A 26,002-nucleotide genomic window follows, 5' to 3' on the forward strand; every position below is an offset into this window, starting at 1 on the left:
TCGATTTATTGGGTTGTGGTTGTCTTTTGTTCCGAAAGCAGTTTTCTGACCTTGTCCAAGAATTCCATTTCATCATGGGGGATCAGATCCAGTATATATCCGAGAACCCCACTAATATTACTGGGGGGTTGGGGAACGGAACGTGTCGAGAAATTCTCGTTTTCCAAAGCTGTGATACAGACCTTTATCAGGTCTGAGATCATATAGGAGGTTTCACAGTATCCCTCGGTAATGAGTTCCGTGCTGTACAATCCCTTTTCGGGGAGATAGGGCTTCAAGGCATGGAAATACATTTTTTCAAGTCCTTTCAATTGGTCAATTAATGATATCTCATCATTGTTCCCCGCGTCTTTGGTCACTTTTGGGAATGCTTCCTTAAAATCCTTTCCGATTCCTTCGATATGGTCTTTGCAGTGTTCAAGATGCCTATGGAATATGGACTCGACCGCTTTGATGAATTCTTTCATCTTGGATTGGACGGTCTTGGTCTGTACTTTTGAAATCTCAAACTCATTGCCATAGCGTGCAACGCTATAGGCATGTTCCAAAAGGAGCAGGAGTTCATTGCTGTTCGGCTCAGAAGATTCCAAAAAGGGCTGTAGGGTGGGAAAGAAATGTTTGCAGTAATTGATATGGCTGATGATACTGTGTGTTACCATGCTCCTTCCTATGCACATCTGTTCAATGAACCGGAACGAAAGCTCAAAGGCCTGGTGCATGTTAAAGGTGGCAATGGCATAATCCCCTTCCTTTATCAGGATGTCGGCAGTATTGGCAAAGGCATTTACTTTTGCCAATTCCGATTTATGATATCGAATGGCCCTCTTGACAAGGGTCTCATATGCCATTGAGGGGTAATCCATAATGTTTCCTCCTTGTAAGCGAGCAAAAACAGTTTCCCCCAGACAGCAGTGTTCCAAGAAATAGAGCGAACCCCTTTCAAGGCCTATCTCGGATTGGCTCTCCGTATAGACCCTTATCCTGAAATCAGGGTGCTTCTTTCCCTTTTTGGTTACCAAGGAACGGATCTCATTAGGGAGAGGGTCATTGTTGACATCCACAAATAGGGTAAGAAAATGGTATTCGGTATTGCCCTCCTTCTGTTTTTTTGATAAAAAGGCACTGTCAATGGTAATGATGTTCAGGATGCTGTCGAGCAATTCGGACAGCTCTTCGGCTCTTTCAAAGTTTTCCGGTATGTTTGTGTCATATTTCATAGAAATGTGTTTTAAAGGGTTCAAGAATCATCGACCATATTAAGGCCACATTCCGAAGTACCCCACCATGGGCACTTGTATTTTATTGAATCAGTTTTGTATTTTACAATCGGATTATTGTACGAAACACCCTATATTTGAGATATGCAGACAAAGACCAAGAACAACCATATAGGCAGAAAGATCAGTAGGATCAGGGAACTCCGTGGAATGAAACAGGAGACCCTTGCCGAAGAACTGGGCATAAGCCAACAGGCCGTTTCCAACATTGAGAACAGCGAGAAGGTGGATGATGTGAAACTTGAAGAGATTGCCAAGGCTTTGGGGGTCACCAAAGAAGGTATTGAAAATTTTTCGGAGGAAGCCATTTTGAATATTATTGGTAATACTTACCATGTAGATAATTCTTCTGCTGTTAATTATGGTTGTACGTTCAATCCTTTGGATAAACTAATGGAAGCTCACGAAGAAAACAAGAAACTTTATGAGCGTCTTCTTCAAGCTGAAAAAGACAAGATTGCCTATTTGGAAAAGCTGATCAAATAAATTGTTTTTAAGCTGCGATTATTCCCACCCTTTATTGACTCTTGTCAATTTGTAATATCTTTATATCATAGAACGGTAATATATAGGCAAATGCAAGTTCAATTTCGCACCAAAGATGAGGCCAATATGGAACAGGAAAGGGATTTCTTGGCACTTTCCCCTATTGAGCGTATTTACCGTTTCTTGGATCTGATGCAGCGCATCAACCGATTTCCCACAAAGACCAAGCATGATGAGAATAAATTCATCATACAGATTACAACCGGGAAATGAGACAATGGAAAGAGGATATCGACCTTTTTTTGGAAATGACCAACAAGCATGGGGTTAGGATGCTCATGGTAGGTGGGGGTGCCGTCAATTTTCACGGGCATCAAAGACACTCTGCGGATGTTGATTTTTGGATAGACCCAAATGAGGACAATTTCAAAAGGTTGGTGAAAGTATTCAATGAAATGGGGTATGAGATCGAGGATTTCCCAAAAGAAGTGAAGGATGGACACCAAAACATTTCCATTAAATTCTCCCCTGCCGATCTCAATCTTGAGTTGATTACCAATTTTTCAGTGAACAAAAGTTTCGACCAAGCTTATGAGGAGGCGGAAGAAGCTTCCTTGGAAGACCAACCCCAACTAAAATGGAAAGTGTTGAATCTTGATGACTTGATCACAAGTAAGATCAAGGCGGGAAGGCCCAAGGATTTGGCAGATGTCCAACAATTGAAGAGGATCAACAATAAAGACTAGTTAGAACAGTCTTATCTTCCAATAGACCAACTGTAGGGTCCCTCTCAAAAAGGTTTTATAGGAACTCTTCAAAAGTTAATAGGTTTTTGCCTCGCTCAGTAGTATTAGTTTGTGTAAGATTTGGGGCTTGCAGCACTTCACTCCGTTTCGTTCGCTTTTATTTTCAGTTTCCAAAAAAGATAGCTTTTTAAATAGTCGCCATCTGGATAGTAGCAATATGTGCAATGCGCAACCCTAAAGACCAAAAGAATATACCTCTCTTGCATTTCCTGTAAGCTTTATGTCCTTAATTGACCCTGTCCCCTCGAAGAAAATACAAACTCCTATTATTTTACTTTTGGGATTGGGAACTTTAAAGGAATAAGCTGGTTCTTCATTAACAAAAATAACCAATTCTTGGTCTTTTGATACACATTTTAACTGAACGTAATCAGTGTAGTCAACACCAAAATTTTCTAGGTCATTTTTCTTTCCGTCTACTCTTTCTCCAAAAGCAAACAAAGAAATATCTGAAATACATCCCTTATTGCAAATAGGAACCACAATTGGCCCTTCTTCACTCACAATCGTCACTTGGGCACCTTGGCATGGAGTGTTACCGGATTTAAAATTGTTTTTCAATAAAGCGGTCAATTCAAAATCATCCGTGTATACTCCACCAAAGTCCCTTATTTGATAAAACCCTATAAGAGTCTTTGACTCAAACGGGTCTTTTCCATATTTTTTTAGTGATTCGGTTCTTACAGAAAGCTCTCCATCTATTCGGAAATCCTCATTGTTCAAATATATGGGCAATGAATCAGTTTCAATAGTAGCCATCCAGTCATTTGAAGGAATGAAAACAGTCTTTTCCTTGATGATTGAATCATTGACCACCAATTTTGACTTGAAGAACCCGGGATGATAATATATACTGGTTGAAATGCTGTCATTTTTATCAACAACCACCCGTTTACGGTCATCCCAATCCTGTTGGATTTCAACCTTGTCTTTTTCGCTTATCATCGAAGCGTCATATTTAAAGATTACGGAATTTGGTAATCCAGTGGTGACCGATTTTACCGAAAATGTAAAATCGCTTGGGTCATATATAGTAGTGCGGTTTTCAAAAAAATGAAAGATTGAAATTGCTAGGATGACCAGCAAAAAAGGAACCACATAAATAAACCGCTTCCATGATTTTTCCTTTCTCTGAGTTTCTATAAAATTGACAGGTTCCATCTCAAGCAAAAACATGCGCCAATTGTCATAGCCTATATATTTTGCCAAAGTGTCCAGAGATGACCTGTTGGGTTTGGAACGATAATTAACCCTACCGCTCAAACGCTTCAATGTGGAGATGCTCAATAAAGTACCTGTTTCTTTATGTATGGAATCACTTAAAATTTGAAAATCATTGGTGTCCCAATTCTCAATAGAGCCAATGGACAGTTTTCTTTCTATACGTTCAAAGCAAAGAGAGATATGTTTTTTGAAATTTTCCACAATTTATTTCTCGTGAACAAACATGAATAGATATGAATGCGTAAAAACAATTAAAGAATTATTTACCAACATACTTTTAGCAACATCAATCAATATAACAAAAGAACAGATTTTATCATGAAAGCAAAAATTCTCACCCTATTACAATTAGCAATCCTGACACTTCAATTTTCATGCGCTCAAAAAAATATAAACGATAAATCAAATCTAGACTTGCCTTTTAATCAAGAAGTTTGGAAAGTCATGGATAAGGGAGGGGCAGAGCAGTCAATTGACACAACTACCTATGATGGGAAGAAAGCACTTCACTTACCATTGGGACATACGGCCTATCTAAACAATAAGGAATTCGAAAACTTTGAAATGGAATTTGATGTTATTGGTTTTGTTATGCCTGGAGTGGGTTTTCGGGGTCAAGATGCGAACAACTATGAGTTGGTTTATTTAAGGATAATGTCCAACAATAAAAAAGATGCACTTCAATACCTCCCTATATATAACGGGAGTCTTCCATGGCAATTGTACAATTATCCCAAATATGAGGCAGTTGCAACTTTTGATGAAAGAAAAGAGGGTACTGTACCTTTATCTTTCGATAAATATTTGAAAAAAGGTATTATAAATGGCAGTTTGAAGATTAAACTAGGAAACCTTGGAATAAATTTTTCAAGTAAAGCTCAACTACAATTTATAAATGAGGATACTTGGGGAATTGGTGACATCGAACAACTCAAAGGTGGATTCCTTAGAAAAGCTACCTCTGGATGGGAATTATGGAATCCATATGTATGGTCACATGTAAAGATTAGGGTAATAGGTGAGCATGCCGCTGTTTATGTGGGGGATATGAACGAGCCCAAAATGATGGTGAAATTAAAACTCGGCACACGGTCAGGAAATATTAGTCTTAGAAACCAGTTTTTTGATGCTTTTTTTGCCAATGTTACCATTAAAGAACTTAAGGATAGCGTGTCAAAAATTAGTGATGAAGAATTCCGAACTGAATCGGGAAACTATCTTAAAAAATGGAAATTATCACCCAAATTTATAAAACGGGATTCTGTAATTCTTTCACAATTGGATTCAATGCAAAAAAGTAAAATCTTATGGGAAGAAATAGTTGCAGATGAAGATGGATTGGTCAATTTGAGTCGTTTTATGGATGTTATGAGCCAGAGCGTTGTTCTAAAAACAAATATTGTTTCACAATCAAATCAAACCCTGAAAATGCATTTTGGCTTTGCCAAGCATATGATTGTAATCCTCAATGATAGTATCATTTTTAAAAAGGAAATGGATGTCACTAAAGAGGAGGGTAGAGTTTTTGTTGATAATGAAACAGTTGACCTCAATCTTAAACATGGAAGAAATGAACTGTTCTTAGTATTGACTGGTGATGAGGAATACCATCAAAATTGGGGAATGATATCTCTATTGGAGAATATGGAAGGAATAGAAATTGAGTAATGCCTCGCTCAGTAGATTAGTTTGTGGTTGTAGCTCTTCACTTCGTTTCGTTCGCCTTTATTTCAGTTTTCTTTTGCGAATTCTAAGAGAAAACCAAATCATCGGACAAAATTCTGTCCATAGATTTCCACATAGGGCGTTTGTCTTTTTACCACGGCGAACATTCTATTCACCAGCTTGCAGCAAATAGCATTGACAATTACTTTATGTTCCTTGCCCTGATTCTTCTTTCTCTCATAGTATTTTCTCATTTGTTCGTCATATCTAATTGCTGAATTCGCTCCATTGTTGAGCAGCGTTTTGATGGTCCTGTTACCGAACTTGCTCGTTCTAGTCTTTCCTCTTATGGATGTCCCGGAACTGAACTCGAAGGGTGCTATACCCGCATAACAGGCATATTTCCTACCATTGTCAAAGCTGGTAAAGTTATTGGTGGAGACGAGCATGAAGGCTCCAATTATGACCCCAATCCCTTTTACCGATGAAATTAGCCTGTAGTTCCTGTTCAGTTCCCCATCATCCTCAATAAGGTCGGTTATCTGCTTTTTTATGCCGGCAATCAATTTATCTTGTTGCAGAATCTGTTCCTTGATCTGGTCAATGATGCTGTCCATTCCGCTGACGGGCAGATACCTTTTGTGACTTTTTAGGCTATTCTTCAATGATGTCCTTATCCTGACCATCTGTTCCCGATAGGTGAGCAGTTGTTTTATCTTTACCAATAAGGGAGATGGCATCTCATAGGGCTTTAGCTTTGCCTTATGGGTGAGGGCGTAATCCGCTATCCTTTCCGCATCCACGGCATCGTTCTTTCCTCTGGTCATCCCAAGGCTTCGCTTGATGTGCAGTCCCGATTCCACACAGAACAGAATACCTTGCTGTGCCAACCATCCATAGAACAGCAATCCGTAGGTTCCGGTGTGCTCCATACAGAATGCACAATCGTCCAACTTCTACCCTTGTTCCTTTATCCAGCGTATTATAAGGGTGAAGCCTTTTATGGAATTGTCGACCTTATGGCCTACAAAACCGTTCTTTCTGGTCAGTGCCAGGTCCAATGAGGCGCTGCTGATATCGACCCCGATGAAGTGTTCTTTCTTGTTAAATTTGTCCATTACATTTTGTTTTTTTAACCGGAATGGTTGCCAGCTGATACCTTTAATAAGTCTTTCTTAGGATTCTAATTGGCCCTTGCAACCTAAAGGGAGGTAAGGACTACTTCGCAAAATGATGCCTGATCAGACCTTCGGATAGTTCACCTTGCCTCCCCCGGTTTTAGGTTATTAACTATTTTGTAAGTTATAAGTCTCCCCTTAAGAATCCCCTCTTAAAACATTATCAACATGGTTTTAAACTTTTGCGACCAAAGGGGCCTTTAATCTAAAGGACCTTCGGGAGCAAAAGCAAGATTTGTCATGACAATGACACATCTTGAAATTCAATCCCAAGTATTGGGATTTCATAGTATTGAAAGGTTTATTCCAGAGGGGATAAAAGTCATGCCCTAAATAGAATTAAGTTCCAATTGATAGGTGTCAAGTACATTGCTAGGTAAGGACTTCAGATAAATTTGGGTGGTACTGAGTTTGTTATGGCCCATCATTGCGGATATGGCTTCCAAAGGAATTTTTTTGAACATTGCATGGGTTGCGAAACTATGCCTTGAAACATAAGAGGTCAAACGCTCTTCAATCTTACATTCTTTTGCAATTTCTTTTAAACCAATGTTGTAACGTCTAAGCTCCCATTGGGCATCTTTGTACTGTAATTCCAAAGTATCCCTGTAGATTATGGGCAATAAAAAACCGGAAGGGTTGGGATTGTCCAGATAATAATCAATAATGGGTTTAATCTGATCGGTTATAATTATATCGTAGCGTTTTCCTGTTTTACGTCTTTGGAATTTAACACGACCATCGATGATATTATCTCTTTTCAGAAATGCCATATCAATAAAAGACATGCCTAACATCAGATAGGAAAGAATAAAATAATTGCGATAGTGAAAATGATTGGAACCGATCTTGGTTTCCATTTCAAGTATTTTCTTGATGCTTTCAATCTTAATGGCTCTTTTTTCAGTCGGCTTGGTTTTGATGGTGTAGTATTTAAAAGGGTATAGAGCTTCATCAACCATACCCTCCTTGATTCCTTTATTGTAGATGGCTTTTATCGTTCTCATATAAGATGCAATTCCATTGATGGTATTGCCTGGTTTTGATAAATGGTGCCTTTCAAACCGTTTTAGGAACTCAAGATTGAGTTCATTGAATTTTAAATCCCTATTGTTTGTAAATACTTTTAGCCTTCCTATGATTCCGGAATAGTTTCTTGCAGTGCCTATCCGTTTTTCCCTAATAAGCTCTTCTGCTTTTTGAAGACCGAACTCATAGAATGAGTTTAACCGTTTTCTATTAACGATTTTATCGGCAATGTCTTTGGCTGTTAGTCTATCCAATTGATCATTATCGGCCAGTCTATTGATTACTTCTTGTGCCTTGAGTTGTTTTTTTAATAAAAGGGTGTTCATCAAGTGAACCGAATCAACATCTGGAAAATTTCTCTTTACTTTGCACCTGTGATGATCCCAGTATTCCTCTGGGACATAATGACCTGTTTTGATCGAAGTGGTCTTTCTAAAATGGGTCAGCCTCAAAATGATGGGAAAACATCCATTTTGGGTCATTCTGCGGGTGTCCAAACTTAGCTTTATACTCGTGTTCATGAACATAAGTTATAAAAAAATTTGCACGCAATTTGCACGCAAAAAGTCGGATTCAATTGATTTCGTTTGAATACAAAATTTATTAAAATACTGATAATCAATAAAATATATGATTTTTTAAATTTGCTTGTACCCCTTTCGACGACGCTGTTAATCAGAGGGTCCTTGGTTCGAGCCCAAGAGGGGGAGCAGACATAGCCCGGTAAGTATTGTACTTACTGGGTTTTTTGTTTTTACACCTCTTTTTTATCCAACATTTTATCCAATATCAATAAAAGTGGTTTATATGTTCTACTAAGAATGTGTGTTAAAAATAACAGCCCAATCAAAGTAAATTTGTTCGGGCTGTTATTTTAAATTAGATATGAACTAATTTTTAATATATGCTAGAAAAATGCTTTGAATCTTTCAATTTATTTATTGAGTGTAAGGCAAATTTAAAAGTAGACTCTATACGATCATTTGCATTTTCTATTGTTATTTCCTTGGGATTCGTATTCACAATGATGCCATGAATTAATCGTGTCATGTATGAAGGTGAAATATTCACAACCCCTTCAAAATTAATTTTCAAGAACTTTTCATTTTCAACTTCTTCAATTAATGAATTTAAAACTTTTTCAAATCCATCAATAAATAAAAAGTTACTCCCGTAATTTACTAGTTTTAAACTTCTCATTGTTGAATTATTTGTTCATCCATTATTTCATTTATAGTAGAATTAATATCAAAAGGTATTCCAAGATGAGTAATTACACCGTTATAACAAGTTGGAATTTTAAAAATAAAACTCTTCTTTTCTTCTATAATATGCATAAAATTTCCTGAAATAACACGCAAAGTACCGAAATTTCTTCGAATAAATTCTGAAACTAAGAACAATCCTTGTCCATAACCCTTACCATTTCCTTCACCAAATTCAAATGCTTTAAGAAAAACTTCTCGTTCATTTAATATTTTGTATTTATCCAATAATCGCATAGCGTGATAAAACCCTACACCACTATCTATAATAAAAAGATTTAAAAATTTTTGATTGGGATATTTTTGACAATATAGAATTGCACCGCCTTTACTTTCTGAATGTAAATGAGAATTAATTGCTATCTCAGAAATAATTACACCTAAATCCTTTGCTTGGTTTTCAGTTAGTCCAAAATCATTTTGAAAAATATTCTCAAGTTCTTGATCTGGAAAATAATAACCGTTTACGTTTCTAACTTCTATAAACCTACCCCCGCTATTTCTTTTTTCCTTTTGATAATTATAATCTATTCCTAAAAATGAAAGGAAGCCCATTCTTTCAGCATAATCCAATTGACTACTGACGCCCTGAGAATTCAAATTGACATTGCATGTGTTTCCTTGCTTTCTTATTTCATTTACAATTGAACACAGTAATGGATATTTGTCAACCATTATCCTGTTTTTTGAATCATGAGAAAGATTAATTGTAAAATCCTGATTATATGAATAGGGCTCGAATGCTTCTATAATTGGTCTTATTCTTCCTGAATCAAGGTTGATATTTATAGTTTGCATTTATGCTAGTTTCAGGTAATAAAATGTTTTTATTTGTATCAATTTGGTCTTAGTCAATAATCTCTTCCAAAAATTCAATGTAGGATTTGACCGAATTATAATATTCCTCAACACCATAAGTACCAATAGACAATAATTTCTTTTCCGCCTCAGCATATTGCTGCATTGTAATACCATTGCTATGTTCCATGAAATTGGTTAATAATAATTGTTTGAAGTCATCAGACTTTTGGATTTGGGCTGCTAAATAGAAAGGTTGAATCATAAAATTCTAGATAGTTGCTGCTGCTGCACCAAATCCTATAAGTGCAGAAACAATTGATAAAATAATCCCAATGACCACAAACCAAACTAATTTTGAAGTGTTTGACCTAACTGCTTCTGATGACCGATAACTTAAATAATTTGCATAAAGTATTTCCATCATTATCTCCCTATCGGTTAAGTCTTTTCGCTGCTCTTCAAACTTAAGTTGTGCTTTTGATTTCATAATTATAGTTAGGTTTTAAAAATCTTGGGGGAAGAGTTCTAAATGTAAGGAAACACTTTAATAATTGCAAGATTAGTAATTGCCCTCGCGCGCGCGTAACGTTCGGATTTTGAAAAAACCGTTGATTATTCAAGATTGAAAGAATGATTGATTAATCAATTTAATTGAACTTTATTGATGCCATAGCCGTTTTTCGACCGTTATTAACGTGCGTTATGACTTCCGAATACTTTGCCTCTATATTGATTTATAGTCGTTTTTATGTCGTTTTAGCAATTCCATTCGCGCGAACAGATAGTGAGATATTATTTTTATGGCTCGAAAAACTTAATTCCTCTACGCGCGTTATGACCCCGATATACTTCCCATGTTAGGTTTTAATGGGTTCTTGAAGGTTAAGTTTTGTTAAGTCCGCGTGCGCGCGTACTGGTTACTTTTTTTGAAAAAGATTGATTAATCAAGTTCTATGCGTGAACAGATAGCGAAATATGATACGGGTATTTGAATATATGGGTATCTATTCGCGTGCGCGTATGAGTACCAAAAAGTCTTTGACTATGCTACTTTAAAAAAGGACTTGGTATTGGTAATGCGATATGAATAGTACTTTCCGAATTTTACCTCAACATTAAACCCAAGTTGTACCAATAAGTTTAAATAACGTTGTACGCTCTTTTCGTGGATTTCTAAACAGTCTTTTATTTCCTTAATGGTTTTAAACTCATTTAGGAACGTAATCAAATCTAGTACTCTTTGTACACGTCTTGTGTTGTTGATAGGATTACCATTAAATTTCCTTTTCCTGATTATAGGTTTTGGAATTATGCCTTCTGTTGATTTCATTTTTTTAGTGTTATAAAAACAATCCTTTTTTATGGTTTCCGAAAACTCTTTTTTACGGGTTAGATAACATTTCGATTCCTTTACCCGCGAGTATTGTTTTTAGGGTTTGAAGGTGTTTTAGTTCCTTCCCATCTGGATTGGTAATAAGAGGCAGCATTTTTTTGAAATTCTTAAATGCGCTGTTTCCTTTGGTGTTTTTGGAGTAAAAGCTGTCCAAATACCTTTTAATGCTATTTATATCTCCATTGTGATTTTCAAATAGCAGTTTGGCACTTGCAGTGGTTCAGTTCCGTAATAGTCTTAAATTGGCTTAAATCCATTTTTTTCGTTTTCATAGGTTGACCTTCAATTAATTCATTAAATATCCTTTGATGGTTGTTTTTACTTTCCAAGATTTCTTTAAAATTTCTAGTTCCATAAAACCAGTTTACCGTCTTTGCTCCATCACATTTTGTTTCCATCCGTGTAACTCCTTTAAAGGGTTCTGGGCTGGTCTTTGATAATTCGTATTTTTTTGGGTTTGTTTTGGTCATTTCATGGTGCTTGCCATAAAAATTCACTATAAAATTATACGACTTGTTGAGGTTCTTAAAAGTGTAACTATTTGGGTAAGCAGTTCTTGCGTATTTTGATGGACATAGATAAACGAGCTCATCAAATATTTCAGTAGGTTCTATAAGTAGGTCGGTTTTTTCGTGTGCAACGCTCAACTTTGATTCACCTGCATAGTCCGGGTTAAGTTCAATACCTAAATCTTTTAGTATTAGCCTTAATTTTTCGATTGTATCCAATGAAAAGCCCAAGCCATAATCATTTCCAAATATTCTGGCATTGGCACATATTGTTAACTCATGTGAAATAGCTAAATAGCTAAGCCCTGGCATTTCGTTTCTTGACTTCAATGTCGTTTTTTCTTTTTCCCCATAGGTGACTACCTCATCGAAAGATGAACTTTCCCAGTCCTTAATGCAATAGCATGGGACTTTTAGTCTTATATTATCCAATCGGGTGATGGTATTAATTTTTAATACTTTTTTACGCTATACTATACTAGGGGTAAAAAGGGCTACATTTGTATCTGGTGATGCGTTGCCCGTATTGCTGCATTTGAACAGAAATAAAGGGGAGAATTACTCCCCTTTTTCTTTTAAATGTTTGTGGTCAAAAATTGGACATTAGGAGATCCTGTTGTTGGACAGCGGTCAAACTTTACCACTTTTAGCCTACCTTTATCTTCCAAATTTCGTTTTACTTGACAGATATACTTTTGGGGTATTCCTGTTTGCTTAGAAACTGTTGATGCAGTTGTTGTGTTCTCCTTAAGGAATTGAATAATTCGCCTTGTATATTCTTGTCTAAAGACAGACGGTCTATAGGGCAACCCAAAGGATTTGCATATTGTAGGCTGTTCAAGTACATCAATGTATTTGGATTCCCTAACATATTTGATTAATCGGACTAAATTACCGTTCTTATTTGTTCTGGTGATGCTTTCCATATTGCCCGGTTTTTATAGTTCGACTAATGCAGATTCTACTTCGCTACGCTTATAATATACCTTGCCGGATATACCGTAGGATTGAAGTACGCCCTTTTTTGTCCAAAGGTATAAAGTGCTTAGGTTGATGTTCAGCAGTTGGGCAGTTGCCTTCCTGCTTAAAAATTCTTCTGGGGTCTTGGGTTGGAAACTTTTTTTGAGTTCCTCTAATTGGCTTTTTACGTTTTCTGTAATGGCCTTTTGTAGTTGTTCGGGCGTTGTGCCAATAAATTGTAATTGTTCCATTTTAAGTGTTATTAAGAAATTAGACATTTGGCCAATTTCCCGCCTCACTTAAATAGTTTACCTTTGAATTTCTCACATTACAAAGGGCTTTAGATTTTGCTTCGGCAGGTCTTTAGCCTTTTTTTATAATTCTGATGTAAAATTATTGTAATCCCTTTAAAGCATGGTGCAATTTAAAGGCCGTGTTCTCCACAGAATTTCAACTTGGGAGTGGTTAATGATTGTATTTCAATCACATAGAGGTTTTTTATTTTGTCAACATATGTTTCACATATGAAACAATAGAAATCAATTATTGATTTTTTCTTGTCGTCTTAGTACCGTTTTTTAAGGTAGATATATTGCAGCCGATTAATTATGATTTACTCATTGGATGCCCTTGGTGTTATTTTGAGTTGAGGTTCCTTTTTGCGTTGGTCTTCTTTTTCCATTGCATCAAATTTAGCCCTTGCAATCCTTGAAAGGGTAGGGTCTGATTTGTCAATGTAGGTTAGGAAATTACGTTCGTTTACATGGCCTGTAATATTCATAATCTCCTGTGTAGACCATGTGCCCAGGTTGTAGAAGTTGCACGCAAATGAACGCCTGCCAGTATGGTTGCTGATTAATTTATGTTTTGGGTAAAGTCCTTTTTTTCCGTTATACCTTCCTTCGACTTTTTGTCTTAAACCAGAAATACGGCAAACTTCTTTTATCAATGTGGATAAAGTGGTGCGTTGGCTTTGCTCGTTTTCACTAAACTTAGGTGGAAAGTCATTGCCATATCTTTTGAGTACTGCATCTACTTTGTAGTGAATTGGTATTTCAATGTTCTTAGCTGTTTTGAATTGTTTTAGAACAATGTATTTGCCCCCGTCTATGGTCTGGATATTGTTTTTAGTAAATCTGTGAAGGTCTGAAATACGTTGTGCAGTATAACAAGAGATAATGAACCAATCCTTTGCAATTTGTAAACGTTCGTTGGGCATTTCTTTTTCAATAATCTGGTCTATTTCCTCAAAGGTCAAATAGGTAACAATGTTTTCGTCTTGGAAGCCTTTAATGTTCATATAGTCCGGGTCTACCTTGCACCCGTTCAATTGTGCATCCCTAACAATGGTTTTAAGGCGTTTAATGTACCTTCCTTTGGTGTTTATGCTCTTTGTTTCTATATCGGTCAGAAAGTCTAGGAAGTCGACTGCAAAACTTGTGTTCACTTCCTTTATTTTCAACTTATGGCCTTTGTGTTTCTGGTACTTATCCAATATTTTAGAAAAGTTGAGGTACTTATCTAGTGTGTTTTGTTTGTAGTGGTATTTGATGTTGTTTCTTATGTAGGTTCTTTTCTTTAGGTCTTCGCAATACCAGTTTGAATATGGGACTAAAAATTCTTTTTCCTTTATCGGTTCAAGGTTGTTGAACTTTTGGACAATGGCCTTTAGTTGTTTACTTTCAATATCCAACAAACTTTTGTTTTCGGCTTTTTCCACCTCATCGATAAACTTGTCCAGTTCTTTAGCAAGATCAATAAGGCGGTTTTTTAATTTCTTGTTTTGTGCAATGTTTTCTTTAGGAAGGTTGGTGGTGTAGTTCCAGTCCTTGGCATTTTGAATTGTTAAGCCTGTTGAAAGCCTAAAATCTTTATTTCTACCAATGTTGAGCCTAAAATATATTTTGTTAGTTCCAGTCTTTTTGTACGGATAGAATTTAATGTTTGCCATGTTGGTGCATTTTGAACAAAAGCAAATTACTGTTTAATCCAATTTTATCCAACATTTTATCCAACATTTTTAATTGTGTAAACAATTATATTAGGACAAAAACAAGTTGTGTATACTATAAATACTAGGTTTGTAGAAATATAATGATTGTTCGTTATCTACCAAAAAATGATAATTGCACCCCAAGAGGGGGAGCAGGTAAACAAAAACGGTTGTACTTTTTAAAAGTGTAACCGTTTTATTTTTAAATAGTTGATGCTTCTACAAGTATCTAAACATCGTCTTTGTAAGTATCATTACCAATATTCATTTAGGTTCCAAATTCGAAGTATGGGACAAACCCATAATTTGATGAAGAAGTCAGACAAGTAAATACTCTTTAATATATACACATTAAAATAAGCAGTTCTATCTAAGGAAAGTTTACAATTTCTCAAGATAAAGTAAAACAAATAGAAAAATGATGATTGAATTACAAACCGCCAAGTTATTTATAAGAATGTTCGCATCGTCATTCACTTGTTGTAAATGAATTTGTAAATCCGTCAATTTTTCATGATGGGTTTTTGTAATACTGTCCAAAGCTATGTTCAAATGATTTACTTCGTTGGCAATTATCTTATTTATTGCATTTTGTCTAAAGAATGATGAAGATATGGCACTTCGTGCTTTATCATCGTAATCTTCGGAATTTGATATATATAGATTTTTCTGGTTCCCTATGGTTTTTGCCTCCCAAGCAATTTCAACATTTTCTTCCAAGAGCATTTTTGCAGGATGCTGTATTTGCCAGTAAGTATACGTGGAATATGCTATCACAAGGAGGCCTAAAATCAGAATAAAGGGTTTGAAAATAGAAGTAAAAAGAGTGTCTTTTCTAGGCTTTAAAGAGGTTACATAATACATTTTAGGATTGTTTTCCCTGTTTGTGGTTTTCATTTTGGTGTCCTCATATTTTAATGAATCTTCATAGAGTTCCATTTGTTCAAGAAAAGCTATCCTGTCCAAACTATATTTGCCAAGATATAGATTGACCTTATTGTGCATTACAAGCCAATCCAATACCTCCCGAATTTGTCTCTCTGAGATTTCAGGATTGTTAATGCGCCATAAAACATCCTTCGGTGCCATTTCTGCAGCTTTCTGAACATTTTCCAGATACATGATTTTTAACACTATTTCGTGTAATGGCACCCCAGTAACTTTTTTAATGCTCATTACAGTAGGTTTTCTTCGTTTATGAAGTAGTAAATAGTATTGGATCCATCCTCAATAGGTTCGAAATATGAATCGTTCAGATGGTTTTCCAAAAAATTTATTTTTTTTCGGAGTGATGCCATCCAATCCGTAAATTCTTCATGGGAAAACATTCGTTTACTGTCAACATCTTTGATTTTCATTGTACTTAATATTGTATCCCTCACTGGGATTCCGGTTTTCATGTACAAAATGTTTCCAAGTGTTGCATTTCTTTTCAAAGCTTTTTGATACATGAGTTTATTTAAACCTCTTACAGATTTTCTATAAACTTTTAAGAGGTGCTTGCGTTTTCTATTATCCAAAAGGTTATCGGCCATAGGTATGATCGCTTCATAGTTCTGTATGAGCACATCTAGCTCCTCTTTGGTTAACATGTACCCTGTATTAGTGTTTGAATTATCTTTTGGATTTATGAAAAGACTCTCATAGTATTGCTCATAGACTTGGTTCTTTGGTAGGTAGGATATTCCAGATAAATAAATATCATCCTTGTCTATGAGTTTTAGCAGCCTTTTTGATGGGATGCTCCGTAAAAAGCCTAATTCGACCGCTGAGCTTTCCAAAGACTTTATAAACATTTTGTTGAAGCGTAGTGTTCGAGTGAGCAACGAGTCCAATGCCTTGTCAAACGATATTTGAGATAAGGATTTGTTTATTTTAGGGAAGACGATACCTCCACTGTAAACGCTATTTTCTGGGGGATTGTGAATAAAAATATTATCGGTATCAGAGGGTATGTTGGTATATAGGTTCTTTGTTTTTACCAATCGGTTCATAACAGTAAAATCCTTCAAAAACTCAGCATATTCCTCTCCAACTTTGTTCACTATCAATTTGGCTTGCAATGTATAATCCTGATACTTGTTCTGGATATTGTTCTCCATTTGATAGAAAAGAAGCTTTGAGGAACTTTTAGCTAATTTTTCTATGGAATTATGCAATCTTGTTGATACTATTTGTTTGTTCGAACCATTGGGCAAGCTCAAACGATCTTCACCTATTACGAGTACAATATTGTTTTCAAAACCTGGCAGTTTGGCATCATTGGTAATGAAGTCAAAACATTTTATGATTCCATCATTGTTAACTGCTTCGGGAGTGATTTTTCCTAAAAAGACATTCTGAAGATAATCCAGCCATTTGGAAAATGAAACGGTTTTATCAACATAATAAAAATCACCACAGCCATAAGAGCTTGCACTAAAGGTGAATTCGTAATCTTTTAGCATTTTGTTTTTAGTGGCCAATAGCCATATTCGTTGTAGCGAGGCAATCTGTAAAAGCAATTTTTTGCGCTGTTCTTTACCGCAGTCAAAAATGAGATGAAAGTTGATTTTTTTGTTATCGTTTTTGATATTTGGAATCTCGCTTAAAGGGAGGTCATGGCCTTTTACATTAATGAGCTTGTTATCATTATTGTTCCATACATAGAGAGGAGCAATGATTTCTGTGGCCAGGGAATCTATGGTGTTGCACCCTCGACTTCTTTCGAATACGATGGAATTTACAATCTCTCTGTCGGCAATGGTATCTGGAGAGCCCCATGCTTTTATGGATGACCCCTCGTTTAATTTATGAATTTTTCTTTGTCCAATTGGAATTATCAATTTTGACGATATCCAGCCCATTTTTCTCTTAACAGAATCTGCCAGGGACATATTGTCCAGATTGGAGACCAGTGCAGCGGTTTTGGACGGGTTGTATTTATACAAATACACCATTTGGTTTATCTTCAGATATATTTTTGACTTTTTATTTAGTTTTGGATCCATGTATACATGGACGGTGTCTTTATTAATAAATTCCTTTAGATTATAAATGGTCTCTAAATCGTGAAACCCTATCATATACTGAATCGGTCTTAGATTTTTTGGATCTGTTATTGGTTGTTGATAATGTAAAAGGTTGCTTTTGTGCATCCAGCCTATGTAAGGAACTTTTTTTATGTCTGAAAATGTGCTTTTTCCATTGAATAAGAAAGAGAACATACCCTTTGGTTTTCCTATGGCTGTTGGTTTGTAAGCTACCACTTGCACAAAATCCCCATCGTCTCCAATCACATAATATGGGTTTAAAAAGCCTTGTTTTTCCCCTCGCTTTAATCCCAGTTGGTCTATATAAGAGAAGTTATTGGCCCTGTCAGAATAGACAATTTTCAAGTTCTTGTTTTTCTTTTGTTTTCTACAACCTGTTTTGTCTAGAAGATTATAGGTGTTTTTCCCGATTTTATCCACCTTGGAATACTTGCCATACCCTGCACAGCCAATTAACATAAGGCCCAGGAAGATGAACATTATACTATGTATGAGCTGCTTATTCATTGGTAATGGTACTTTGCATAACCTCAATTCGTTTTACACAATTACAGAGTTTCATATTGGCCGAGTCTACGGCAGTCTCTACTCTAACTTCATTGATGTCGATTGTAGAGGAGCCTTTGCCTTCTAAATAATGTAGGCCTTGGCTGTAACTATATAGGTCGTTGTACTTTTTCCCATTGATAATTACTACGATATCTTGTCGGTCGCTTAATTCACATTCTTTGTGATATGTGTTCTCTATGTGGCGTAAGTTGAGTTTCACCGTGGCTTGATCCCATACCTTGGCATCCGCAATAGCCTGAAAATGTTTTTTTATATCTTCAGCCGCTTTTTTTGCACAATCCTGCTCTTCAATAATGCTGAAAAGAGGAGAAACTTCTATAATGTGGGTCACTGGGTATTTGGATTTGTTGGTGCGGAGGGTAACCCGGTAAGTCCCCGGATTCTTATAGGTATATATCACTTGCCTTTCATTGGCGTCTATTGCGCCCGATTCCCCAAAGCTCCATTCGTAATTGGTGGCTCCTGGAGAATGTGCCGAAAATACAAGTTGCTCATCCACAAACCCTTCATTAACACCATATATCTTTGGAATTGAATCTAAAGCGTTATGAGTTTGGGTACTCACAACATCGATGTATTTTGGAACCTCGAATTTGTTGTCCACAGTAAGAGTTATTAAATACCTGCCTTGAGTTTCAAAACGGTACTCTGTGTTTGGGCCGCCATCTCCCAAGGTTTCCTCTGCCGATATGCGATTTTGTCCTCCATCACCAAATTCCCAGAGAAGCTCTCTGTTGGTAAAGGCATCCACATCGTTTACTTTGAAATATAGGTTCTCTCCGACTTCAAATTGCAGGTTTCCATTATGATCAGAGATAGAGAAATCAAGGTTGGCCAAATTGGTCCTAAAAGGCATAAAAATGGCAATTAGTAGCGCAATTAAGGTACATCCCAATAAAACAGACAGGGTTATAATTCGTGTTGGTTTCATCTTATTCTATTTTTGCCTCACATTCTTTATAGTTGCTTCCAACTATTTTTTTTCCGTGTATTATAGCGCAATGGGCTTCGCGTGAATCCATATATATTTTCAATAGACGAGATGCTTGGGTGGAGAAAATATATTTGTAATTATTGTTATTTTCTTCATAGATGTCATCGATTTGGTTTATTTCTCTTTCAAGGTCGTTTTGAAGTTGTACCATGTTTACATTAAAGTCCAATTTTGAAATGGTATCGTGAAGTACCCAAATGTCCTGTGAGGTTTCTTTTTGTCTTTTTAAAACTGTTTCATATTCGTTGATTGCCACTAATAGTTTACGGTTGTTGTCTTGGGGTATCCTGAATATCATTTTTGTTAGAAGAACATATATGATGATACTTGTGAAACTGAAAACGATAAAAAACTTTGCTTTTTTCCAAAAGGTCTCTTCCAAATGCATGTTGTTACTGGTTTTTATTTTCTTTTTTGTTATATTTTTCTTTGCATTTCATGAGATACAATTTCAGCTGTTGTAATTCTTCCTTGTCAGCTTCCAACCTATCTAAAGTCTTCTGGATATCATCCACTTGGCTTATCATTTCTTTGAAGACTATAAAGCGATCTTCCTCCTTGTAATCCAGTCTTATCAATTCTGTTTCCAATGAGTCTACCGATTCTGAGATGTAGCTTTGGGAGATCCTATGCTGCCTTAAGGATCGGTTTTTGTTCTTGTATAGGTGAAGTAATTTGATGATATTTTCCATTTTATGGGATAATGTGGCTTGTGTGATGAATACTGCCTTATAATTCTCATGTCTTTCGTTGAGTATATTGATTCCTTTTTCACCGGTTTTAATAGTGAAGAAACCTAAGAAAAACAATAGGGTCAGCGTTACTGAAAAAACCAATGCAAATTTTAATATACCTTCCCTGCGTTCCTTTTTATTTAAAGCTTTCATTGCAATATGTTAATCGATGATTGACCAAGAATTTTGTTGCTGATTATCCCTAAGGGTAAACTTGTCCTCGCTCACCACTATATTGTCTTTACGCTGGCCTATGTACTCCAAATCGCTTAGTTTTTTCCATAGACGTTCTATTATCGCCATGAAGTAATCCATGTTTTTTAACATGCTCGATATTTCTGTGTGGACATATTGAACGTCAATTATACCCCCTATGACCTGTTCAAGTTCTGAGGGTTTGATATCAACCCATTCATAAAAATATTGTAGGAGTTCTTCTTTTTCAGTTTCGGGGATCATGGCCAGCTCGTTGGAAAAGTAGTTGCCCAGTACTGATATGCTCTGAGGAATAAAAATTGGCGATTGCTCTTTCGCTATTTGAGAATATTGAAAGATAAACTCACCAACAAAATCCATGACTTTTAAGCATAGTTTGAATGTGTTGTTGGACAGTTTGTTATTGGTAAATTGGTTTTGGTTTTTCCGGTTTATGATGAGACAATAGCTCCTTAGGTTCACCAATACAGTAGTGGCCCGTTTCTGAAACAGCGATAACGCTGGGTGATATTTGATTTTTGAAGTTGGAGGAATATAGTCCTTATCCAGTACAAAACACATATTTTTCCATTCCACCTTTCCTAATATGAGATGATGTGTTTGAAGGAACGATGCATTGAATTGGCTCTGTGATACCAGGTGCATAGTAATTTTGGGCATGACATAAGGGTGGTGCAATGGAATATTTTCCGGATCGGGCCTCCCCACTGGAACATGTTCGAATGGTTCTATGGTCAGTAGCAATAAAAAGGTTATGGTAGTATTGGAATCCAGGTTTTTGGCTTCGATAGATGCAACTGGTTGAAAATCGCCATATAATTTTGGATCATAATAAATGTGGTGCCCTCCTTGTGTAATCGCATTACAATGATCTAGTTTAATGGAAAGCCTTTCTTGGGTGTGGACCACGGTGGTATAACTGAATGCGTCTTTTTCTCCTTCAATAGGATATATAAGGCCATAATTGTGGTCGGTAAGTAGCATTGTGGCCAATTCCCTGATAGAATCGGTCATATGTGCGTTGCTTTGATGAAAGTGTTCTTGTGTTATTTTCACTCCATCGGTCCAGTTTATGGCAAGATGTTTCGTATCCATTCTTTTGTAATGTTTATTTTGGTTTATTCTTTGTCATAATCTTCACTTTTAGAAACCCTTTTAGCATATATTGTGGTCTTATTTTTGATTTTGCTTTCACGAACCTCTTTCTCAAAATCCAATGTTCTTGTGAACAGGGGAAAAGGAAACCATTTGTTGGTGTAGAATATCCAACCATATTCTCCATCAGGCCCCGAGAGTTCTACGGGCGTGCTTGGAAAGCGGATATTTTGATCTTCTATAAAGCGGTTGTACCACATTCCCAAGGATACATCCTCTGGTATTTTTACCGAGAAAGAAGAATATTGAGGGGAATCAAATCTGCGTTTCACCTTTAGATTTACCTGCATTAGCCTAAAAGTGTCTATTGTATTCCAATATTCTTCGTCAGCAGGTTTTTTTCTTACATACCAAGATTTGTAGAATGTTTCTGGTATGGAAATAAACTTTTCTTTTGAAAATTTGTACAACGGGGGCAATAGAAACCAGAGAACCACGGTCATGACCCAAATCCCATAGTTTAGTTTACTGAGCCATGTGAACACTAGATAGAATATCCACCCAGCTAGGATGGCGATAACCAGATAACTGAACAAGATGATCCATTGATTGCCATTGAATCCTATTTTTTCAAAAAATTTGGATTTTGAGAGGAAGTTGAAGAATAGACCCAACAACAGGTAGAATACTATGGCAATTATTAGACCGCCCCAAACAAATTCATATTTAAGTATGCCCAAAAGTGAAGGTAGAGCGACTATAATTGCAGATATAAGAATAAAAATGATAAGGCGTTTCATTTTTAATACAGATCTGCCCTTTGCAATGACATTCATAATAGCTGCCGATGCGATTACCAATACCGGAGCTAATAAATACTTCAAAAAAAATCCAATGAGTACTTCCATAAAATTATTTCTTAAAAAATCAATTGGATATTGAAATTGCCGTATTGTATCCTAAATAGCTCTTGTTAAGTATAAATTCATCAATACCAGAAGTCTGATATCTAACATGGATGTCTCGGTTGGCAAAGACAAAGAATTCTAAAATTTTTTTTAGGGTCTTCATATATTGTTGGATAATCTGATACTTCATCTGTTGGTTAGAGATTATGGTCGCGACTATATCATCAAACTCACTACTGACTTTTCCTTGAAGCCCGGCATTGTGGCCAAGGATACCTTCCCCCAAATTTTTAAAGGGTGTTTCGGAAAATTCTTTGGGCAAATATTTAACTGTAATGGTACAGGCCATAATATTGGTGAGCAATTGTGCAAGTGCCGGTAGGTTTTCCTTGAGTTTTTCGGAAAAACATAGGTTTAGGAATAATTTATAAAGTTGTTCTTTGTTTAGTGCCAAATCTTTTGCAACAATATCCCTGGCCAAGGTGAAAAGATTTTGTTTGGCATTTGGGTCCGTAAAAATGTTAAGGTATCTATTGACCAGGCCTACTTTTTTTTTGAAGAATTCTGTATCAAAAGGAATGAAGAAATGAATGTTCTCTTGTTCTGTTCTACGATTCTTCCTAATGGCTGCAACCACCTCTTTGTTGCTCATATTTGGGTGGCTTATCGCAATAGGATGAAAGAATACTTCAGGCAGATGGTGGTATATACTGTTGCGACTCATATGGATAAAGATGGCTTCTTTTAAATCGTTTGCCGTAGCATAGCCATAAGTGGTCACATTGGTCACATCTTTTGAAGAAGCGCGACTGTTCATTCCGTTATTCTTTACCCAAAATTCCTTAAGGTCATCCTCACCTATAATATACTTGAGTTCTTCGATAAAGACTTCTCCAATATACCCCCATACCTCACTTGTCCGTACATCTTTAATATTCATTAGCACTACTTTATAGTATGTTGATAAAGGCTTGAAATTTTATGTTTCCAATAATGGCAGAGTGAGGGTGGTCTTTTCCGACAAAATCAGTAAACAAGTCAGGTAGGTTTTTGTTCAGTTTTACAGCATGGAATACATGCCCCGGAAACCAGGCAATATACATGGCGGGTATACCAGCGAAGATGTTAAAACTTATGTTTTTCATTTAATGGAAAACAATGATTAGGTGATAATTTTTTGAAACAGGATTCATATAGCAATAACTCAAAAACAGGGACATGGAAAATAAGGTGTGTGTTTTTTCTGAATTCGTTCATGGAAAAATAGGAAAACGAGCGGGTTCGAAAGCTATAGAATTGACAGTTGCCCCATTTGAATTGACGAAACGGTAAAATCAATTGTTCTGTAAAAAAAATGATAGAGTCTAAACAATTGTTGTGACAACGTAGTAAACCCAATTTGTCATATTTGAGAACCTAACTCTAAATAGTAGTTGCCAAGGATACCGAAACCTCTATTTATAATTTTTCCCAGGTTAAAGCCCCTTCTTTGTAATCCAAAGACACCGTGTCACCTTCTACTATATTTTCTGCGACGATCATTCGAGAGACCACCTTTTTTATATAGGTGCGTATAATGCCTGCAATAGGTCGTGCTCCGTATTTTATCGAGTATCCCTTTTCGGAGAGATAAACAATGGTTTCAGGAGTTAGGGTCAATGTTATGTCTTTTTGTTCTTTTAGTTGTTTTTGAAGATTGCCCAAATGTAATTTGAAAATCATTTGTGCCACTTCTTCATGAATAGGGGAGAACGGCACCACCTCGGTCAGCCTGCCCAAAAACTCTGGGCGAAAGTGTCCGCTCATTAAATCGATTAGGTGATTGGATGCAGGAACGTTACCTTTTTCAAACTGCTGAGCAATCCAATCGCTGCCTATATTGGAAGTAAAGATGATAATGGCATTTGAAAAATCCCCTTCCCGTCCTAGTTTATCATGGATTTTCCCTTCGTCCATAATCTGTAGAAATACATCATAAATAGAACTATGAGCTTTTTCTATCTCATCGAAAAGTACTACTGAATAGGGTTTTTGACGAATCTTGTTCACCAACATACCCCCTTCCTCGTAACCTACATATCCAGGAGGGGCTCCATATAACAGGGCTGCCGAATGTTCCTCTTTAAATTCTGACATATCAAAACGAATCATGGCCTGTTCATCATTGAACAACAATTCGGCAAGTGCTTTGGTAAGCTCAGTTTTGCCGGTGCCTGTTGGCCCAAGAAAAAAGAATGAGCCTATAGGTTGTTTTGGGTTGCTAAGACCACTTCTGGATTCTATAATGGCATCGGAAAGCGTCTTGATAGCGTGATTTTGACCTTTTACCCTTTGTTGTAAATGTGCATCAATGTTAAGCAAACGATCTTTTTCTTCGGCTTGTATCTTTCCGATCGGGATTCCAGTGATATTGGCCACCATGGCCGTAATATGTTGCCCTGTAATCTTTTTTATAGGATTTTGGGTTATTGATGAGAGCTCTTTAAGTAAGGATTTTAATGCTGATTCAAGCTTTTGGTATTCCGTTTGTCCCTTACTGTCAAAGTTTGTACTTACATTACTTAGGATTACGGGGCTAACCTTGTCGGATATCAATTTGTGAATATAAAGTAGTTGTAATTTGGCATCCGGTTGTTTGCTCTCTATGGCTTGAAACTTTTTTTGCAATGTCTCTATTTCTTTCTTTGTGTCCGAATTGCTTTTTCGAACGGCGGCCAAAGTTTTGTCCAACAGGTCAATGGCGGTATGGGGCAGTTTACTTTCTTTGAAATATCTTTTTGAGAAGTTAATGGCATCATCAATGGCCTGCTGTTCAATTTTTATCTGTGAGTATGCAGTAAGTTTAATTTTATGGTTCTCCATACATTGTGCGAGCATCAAAGATTCAAGTTCTTCTAATTGTATATGAACCAGTTTTCTGTTTAATGAATGTTTTTCAATGGTCTTTCGATAGGCATCCCCCGAAATTGTAGCAATAAGATTTAACTTGCCATCACTAAGTTGGGCGGCAATAAGGTTGGCAATATTGCTTGCTGATTGTTCCGTTTCTAATAGGATTTGAATATCATCAATGACAAGAATACATTTATTTGTTTTTTCTACCTTATCAAAAATGTCGCTCAGCTTTTTGCCCACCTCGTTCGGTGAAGAACAATTGGCCAAAAGTTTGGACGCATTTAAGCCTAACAGGTCCATTTCAGAATATTCTGCATTTGTGGAATTTATTATATGATACGCTAAAGACTTAATGATTGCTGTTTTGCCTACCCCCGAATCTCCTATAATCAGCGTTCCCTTGTTTTCTTTTCGCTGTAAATTTTCGAAGATGTTCCGAATTTCTTTGTCCCTGCCGACAACAAGCTCACCTTCTTCCACACATTGTTTTGAGAGATAGTTACTGCAATAGGGAATGTTATGTATGGTCTCATTATTTTCTTGTCCTAGATATTGGTCAATACGGTTCGTAGCATTGAAATGAGATAAAAAATCATCCTCATTCACTGTGATGGTGTCCAATTGTTGGGTATTGTACACCACTCCCTGTCGTACAATGGCCACAAACACGCAGACAGCATCAATATAATCTGTGCCGAGTTTTATCTTTGAACGTTCAGATTCTTCAAGTACACGGGACACCTCTTTGTCTGGCAACACACCGTCCGACTCTTTAGTGGCCGCTGAGCTTGCTTTGTACATCTCCTTTCGAACATCAAACCATTCTTGGATATAATCCACGTTCTTTCCCATACTTTTCAGTACCTCTGTCAATCCTGTGGGTTCGCATAGCATTGAAATGGCAAGGTGTGCAACGCCGTAGGAGGTATGGCCTTCTTTTGAAGCTAAGGATTTGGCCATTCGCACAGCTGA

26 protein-coding genes are annotated in these 26,002 nt (G+C 36.6%); 4 read left to right on the forward strand and 22 right to left on the reverse strand.

Annotated elements, in window-relative coordinates; all coding sequences use genetic code 11:
- Positions 1-5: 5 nt before the first annotated feature.
- Complete coding sequence (locus tag MJO53_RS08110) at positions 6-1,217, reverse strand: HEPN domain-containing protein (RefSeq protein WP_252081155.1); 1,212 nt, start codon at positions 1,215-1,217, stop codon at positions 6-8.
- Between the two features lie 144 nt (positions 1,218-1,361).
- Between MJO53_RS08110 and MJO53_RS08115 the strand changes: the two genes are divergently transcribed.
- The 3 genes from MJO53_RS08115 (at position 1,362) to MJO53_RS08125 (ending at position 2,509) form a co-directional block, all read left to right on the forward strand.
- On the forward strand, positions 1,362-1,763 hold the full coding sequence (locus MJO53_RS08115) for a helix-turn-helix domain-containing protein (RefSeq protein ID WP_252081156.1): 402 nt from the start codon (positions 1,362-1,364) through the stop codon (positions 1,761-1,763).
- Positions 1,764-1,853: 90 nt separating this feature from the next.
- Complete coding sequence (locus MJO53_RS08120) at positions 1,854-2,036, forward strand: hypothetical protein (RefSeq protein WP_252081157.1); 183 nt, start codon at positions 1,854-1,856, stop codon at positions 2,034-2,036.
- Positions 2,033-2,509 carry a nucleotidyl transferase AbiEii/AbiGii toxin family protein gene (locus MJO53_RS08125; RefSeq protein ID WP_252081158.1) on the forward strand — a complete coding sequence of 159 codons (477 nt, stop codon included), beginning with the start codon at positions 2,033-2,035 and terminating at the stop codon, positions 2,507-2,509. The genes MJO53_RS08120 and MJO53_RS08125 overlap by 4 nt, the downstream gene beginning before the upstream one ends.
- A gap of 234 nt (positions 2,510-2,743) precedes the next feature.
- Here the strand turns inward: MJO53_RS08125 and MJO53_RS08130 are convergent, their stop codons facing one another.
- Positions 2,744-3,778 carry a hypothetical protein gene (locus tag MJO53_RS08130; protein WP_252081159.1) on the reverse strand — a complete coding sequence of 345 codons (1,035 nt, stop codon included), beginning with the start codon at positions 3,776-3,778 and terminating at the stop codon, positions 2,744-2,746.
- A gap of 333 nt (positions 3,779-4,111) precedes the next feature.
- Here MJO53_RS08130 and MJO53_RS08135 point away from each other — a divergent pair, with 333 nt between their 5' ends.
- Positions 4,112-5,461, forward strand: coding sequence for a hypothetical protein (locus MJO53_RS08135; RefSeq protein WP_252081160.1), 1,350 nt, complete (start codon positions 4,112-4,114; stop codon positions 5,459-5,461).
- Between the two features lie 98 nt (positions 5,462-5,559).
- On the opposite strand, the gene MJO53_RS08140 is transcribed toward MJO53_RS08135, so the two are convergent.
- From MJO53_RS08140 to MJO53_RS08235, 20 genes are all read right to left on the reverse strand, one after another.
- A complete protein-coding gene (locus MJO53_RS08140) occupies positions 5,560-6,411 on the reverse strand; it encodes an IS110 family transposase (RefSeq protein ID WP_286037780.1) in 852 nt (283 codons plus the stop codon).
- Between the two features lie 3 nt (positions 6,412-6,414).
- Positions 6,415-6,576 carry a hypothetical protein gene (locus MJO53_RS08145; RefSeq protein ID WP_252081162.1) on the reverse strand — a complete coding sequence of 54 codons (162 nt, stop codon included), beginning with the start codon at positions 6,574-6,576 and terminating at the stop codon, positions 6,415-6,417.
- Positions 6,577-6,965: 389 nt separating this feature from the next.
- Positions 6,966-8,186 (reverse strand): site-specific integrase, encoded by a 1,221-nt coding sequence (locus MJO53_RS08150; RefSeq protein ID WP_252081163.1) that lies wholly within the window; start codon positions 8,184-8,186, stop codon positions 6,966-6,968.
- A gap of 376 nt (positions 8,187-8,562) precedes the next feature.
- A complete protein-coding gene (locus MJO53_RS08155; protein ID WP_252081164.1) occupies positions 8,563-8,865 on the reverse strand; it encodes a hypothetical protein in 303 nt (100 codons plus the stop codon).
- Positions 8,862-9,728 (reverse strand): hypothetical protein, encoded by an 867-nt coding sequence (locus MJO53_RS08160; RefSeq protein WP_252081165.1) that lies wholly within the window; start codon positions 9,726-9,728, stop codon positions 8,862-8,864. The genes MJO53_RS08155 and MJO53_RS08160 overlap by 4 nt, the downstream gene beginning before the upstream one ends.
- Before the next feature lie 49 nt (positions 9,729-9,777).
- Positions 9,778-9,918 carry a hypothetical protein gene (locus MJO53_RS08165; protein ID WP_252081166.1) on the reverse strand — a complete coding sequence of 47 codons (141 nt, stop codon included), beginning with the start codon at positions 9,916-9,918 and terminating at the stop codon, positions 9,778-9,780.
- Between the two features lie 81 nt (positions 9,919-9,999).
- Complete coding sequence (locus MJO53_RS08170; RefSeq protein ID WP_252081167.1) at positions 10,000-10,218, reverse strand: hypothetical protein; 219 nt, start codon at positions 10,216-10,218, stop codon at positions 10,000-10,002.
- 555 nt (positions 10,219-10,773) lie between these two features.
- The gene (locus MJO53_RS08175; protein WP_252081168.1) at positions 10,774-11,061 is read right to left on the reverse strand and encodes a hypothetical protein; all 288 of its coding nucleotides are present in this window, start codon (positions 11,059-11,061) and stop codon (positions 10,774-10,776) included.
- 254 nt (positions 11,062-11,315) lie between these two features.
- The gene (locus MJO53_RS08180) at positions 11,316-12,065 is read right to left on the reverse strand and encodes a hypothetical protein (protein WP_252081169.1); all 750 of its coding nucleotides are present in this window, start codon (positions 12,063-12,065) and stop codon (positions 11,316-11,318) included.
- A 506-nt stretch (positions 12,066-12,571) separates the two neighbouring features.
- On the reverse strand, positions 12,572-12,844 hold the full coding sequence (locus MJO53_RS08185; protein ID WP_252081170.1) for a helix-turn-helix domain-containing protein: 273 nt from the start codon (positions 12,842-12,844) through the stop codon (positions 12,572-12,574).
- 362 nt (positions 12,845-13,206) lie between these two features.
- The gene (locus tag MJO53_RS08190) at positions 13,207-14,544 is read right to left on the reverse strand and encodes a tyrosine-type recombinase/integrase (RefSeq protein ID WP_252081171.1); all 1,338 of its coding nucleotides are present in this window, start codon (positions 14,542-14,544) and stop codon (positions 13,207-13,209) included.
- Between the two features lie 423 nt (positions 14,545-14,967).
- A complete protein-coding gene (locus tag MJO53_RS08195) occupies positions 14,968-15,762 on the reverse strand; it encodes a DUF5457 domain-containing protein (protein WP_252081172.1) in 795 nt (264 codons plus the stop codon).
- Positions 15,762-18,125 carry a type VI secretion system protein TssR domain-containing protein gene (gene tssR / locus MJO53_RS08200; protein ID WP_252081173.1) on the reverse strand — a complete coding sequence of 788 codons (2,364 nt, stop codon included), beginning with the start codon at positions 18,123-18,125 and terminating at the stop codon, positions 15,762-15,764. Before tssR ends, MJO53_RS08195 begins: the two co-directional genes overlap by 1 nt.
- The gene (locus tag MJO53_RS08205; RefSeq protein ID WP_252081174.1) at positions 18,118-19,119 is read right to left on the reverse strand and encodes a PKD domain-containing protein; all 1,002 of its coding nucleotides are present in this window, start codon (positions 19,117-19,119) and stop codon (positions 18,118-18,120) included. The genes tssR and MJO53_RS08205 overlap by 8 nt, the downstream gene beginning before the upstream one ends.
- Position 19,120: 1 nt before the next feature.
- Entirely contained in the window at positions 19,121-19,570 is a 450-nt protein-coding gene (tssO, locus tag MJO53_RS08210) for a type VI secretion system TssO (protein WP_252081175.1), read from the reverse strand.
- A 4-nt stretch (positions 19,571-19,574) separates the two neighbouring features.
- Positions 19,575-20,069: a type VI secretion system TssO gene (gene tssO / locus MJO53_RS08215; protein WP_252081176.1), complete on the reverse strand. Its 495-nt coding sequence runs from the start codon at positions 20,067-20,069 to the stop codon at positions 19,575-19,577.
- 9 nt (positions 20,070-20,078) lie between these two features.
- On the reverse strand, positions 20,079-21,227 hold the full coding sequence (locus tag MJO53_RS08220; protein WP_252081177.1) for a hypothetical protein: 1,149 nt from the start codon (positions 21,225-21,227) through the stop codon (positions 20,079-20,081).
- A 23-nt stretch (positions 21,228-21,250) separates the two neighbouring features.
- Positions 21,251-22,135, reverse strand: a complete 885-nt coding sequence (locus tag MJO53_RS08225) for a TssN family type VI secretion system protein (protein ID WP_252081178.1) — start codon at positions 22,133-22,135, stop codon at positions 21,251-21,253.
- 19 nt (positions 22,136-22,154) lie between these two features.
- Positions 22,155-23,075: a hypothetical protein gene (locus MJO53_RS08230; protein WP_252081179.1), complete on the reverse strand. Its 921-nt coding sequence runs from the start codon at positions 23,073-23,075 to the stop codon at positions 22,155-22,157.
- 518 nt (positions 23,076-23,593) lie between these two features.
- Complete coding sequence (locus tag MJO53_RS08235; protein ID WP_252081180.1) at positions 23,594-25,990, reverse strand: AAA family ATPase; 2,397 nt, start codon at positions 25,988-25,990, stop codon at positions 23,594-23,596.
- Positions 25,991-26,002 lie beyond the last annotated feature (12 nt).

Origin of the sequence: Flagellimonas marinaquae (assembly GCF_023716465.1) — a bacterium.
Classification (GTDB): Bacteria; Bacteroidota; Bacteroidia; order Flavobacteriales; family Flavobacteriaceae; genus Flagellimonas; species Flagellimonas alginolytica.

Coding starts and splice junctions, on each gene's coding strand:
- MJO53_RS08230 (WP_252081179.1), bottom strand. CDS start 23,075: ATGAATATTAAAGATGTACGGACAAGTGAGGTATGGGGGTATATTGGA.
- MJO53_RS08160 (WP_252081165.1), bottom strand. CDS start 9,728: ATGCAAACTATAAATATCAACCTTGATTCAGGAAGAATAAGACCAATT.
- MJO53_RS08220 (WP_252081177.1), bottom strand. CDS start 21,227: ATGGATACGAAACATCTTGCCATAAACTGGACCGATGGAGTGAAAATA.
- MJO53_RS08190 (WP_252081171.1), bottom strand. CDS start 14,544: ATGGCAAACATTAAATTCTATCCGTACAAAAAGACTGGAACTAACAAA.
- MJO53_RS08170 (WP_252081167.1), bottom strand. CDS start 10,218: ATGAAATCAAAAGCACAACTTAAGTTTGAAGAGCAGCGAAAAGACTTA.
- MJO53_RS08195 (WP_252081172.1), bottom strand. CDS start 15,762: ATGAGCATTAAAAAAGTTACTGGGGTGCCATTACACGAAATAGTGTTA.
- MJO53_RS08120 (WP_252081157.1), top strand. CDS start 1,854: ATGCAAGTTCAATTTCGCACCAAAGATGAGGCCAATATGGAACAGGAA.
- MJO53_RS08155 (WP_252081164.1), bottom strand. CDS start 8,865: ATGAGAAGTTTAAAACTAGTAAATTACGGGAGTAACTTTTTATTTATT.
- MJO53_RS08115 (WP_252081156.1), top strand. CDS start 1,362: ATGCAGACAAAGACCAAGAACAACCATATAGGCAGAAAGATCAGTAGG.
- MJO53_RS08205 (WP_252081174.1), bottom strand. CDS start 19,119: ATGAAACCAACACGAATTATAACCCTGTCTGTTTTATTGGGATGTACC.
- MJO53_RS08135 (WP_252081160.1), top strand. CDS start 4,112: ATGAAAGCAAAAATTCTCACCCTATTACAATTAGCAATCCTGACACTT.
- MJO53_RS08165 (WP_252081166.1), bottom strand. CDS start 9,918: ATGGAACATAGCAATGGTATTACAATGCAGCAATATGCTGAGGCGGAA.
- MJO53_RS08125 (WP_252081158.1), top strand. CDS start 2,033: ATGAGACAATGGAAAGAGGATATCGACCTTTTTTTGGAAATGACCAAC.
- MJO53_RS08150 (WP_252081163.1), bottom strand. CDS start 8,186: ATGAACACGAGTATAAAGCTAAGTTTGGACACCCGCAGAATGACCCAA.
- MJO53_RS08185 (WP_252081170.1), bottom strand. CDS start 12,844: ATGGAACAATTACAATTTATTGGCACAACGCCCGAACAACTACAAAAG.
- MJO53_RS08225 (WP_252081178.1), bottom strand. CDS start 22,135: ATGGAAGTACTCATTGGATTTTTTTTGAAGTATTTATTAGCTCCGGTA.
- MJO53_RS08110 (WP_252081155.1), bottom strand. CDS start 1,217: ATGAAATATGACACAAACATACCGGAAAACTTTGAAAGAGCCGAAGAG.
- MJO53_RS08235 (WP_252081180.1), bottom strand. CDS start 25,990: ATGGCCAAATCCTTAGCTTCAAAAGAAGGCCATACCTCCTACGGCGTT.
- MJO53_RS08145 (WP_252081162.1), bottom strand. CDS start 6,576: ATGGACAAATTTAACAAGAAAGAACACTTCATCGGGGTCGATATCAGC.
- tssR (WP_252081173.1), bottom strand. CDS start 18,125: ATGAATAAGCAGCTCATACATAGTATAATGTTCATCTTCCTGGGCCTT.
- tssO (WP_252081176.1), bottom strand. CDS start 20,069: ATGAAAGCTTTAAATAAAAAGGAACGCAGGGAAGGTATATTAAAATTT.
- tssO (WP_252081175.1), bottom strand. CDS start 19,570: ATGCATTTGGAAGAGACCTTTTGGAAAAAAGCAAAGTTTTTTATCGTT.
- MJO53_RS08175 (WP_252081168.1), bottom strand. CDS start 11,061: ATGAAATCAACAGAAGGCATAATTCCAAAACCTATAATCAGGAAAAGG.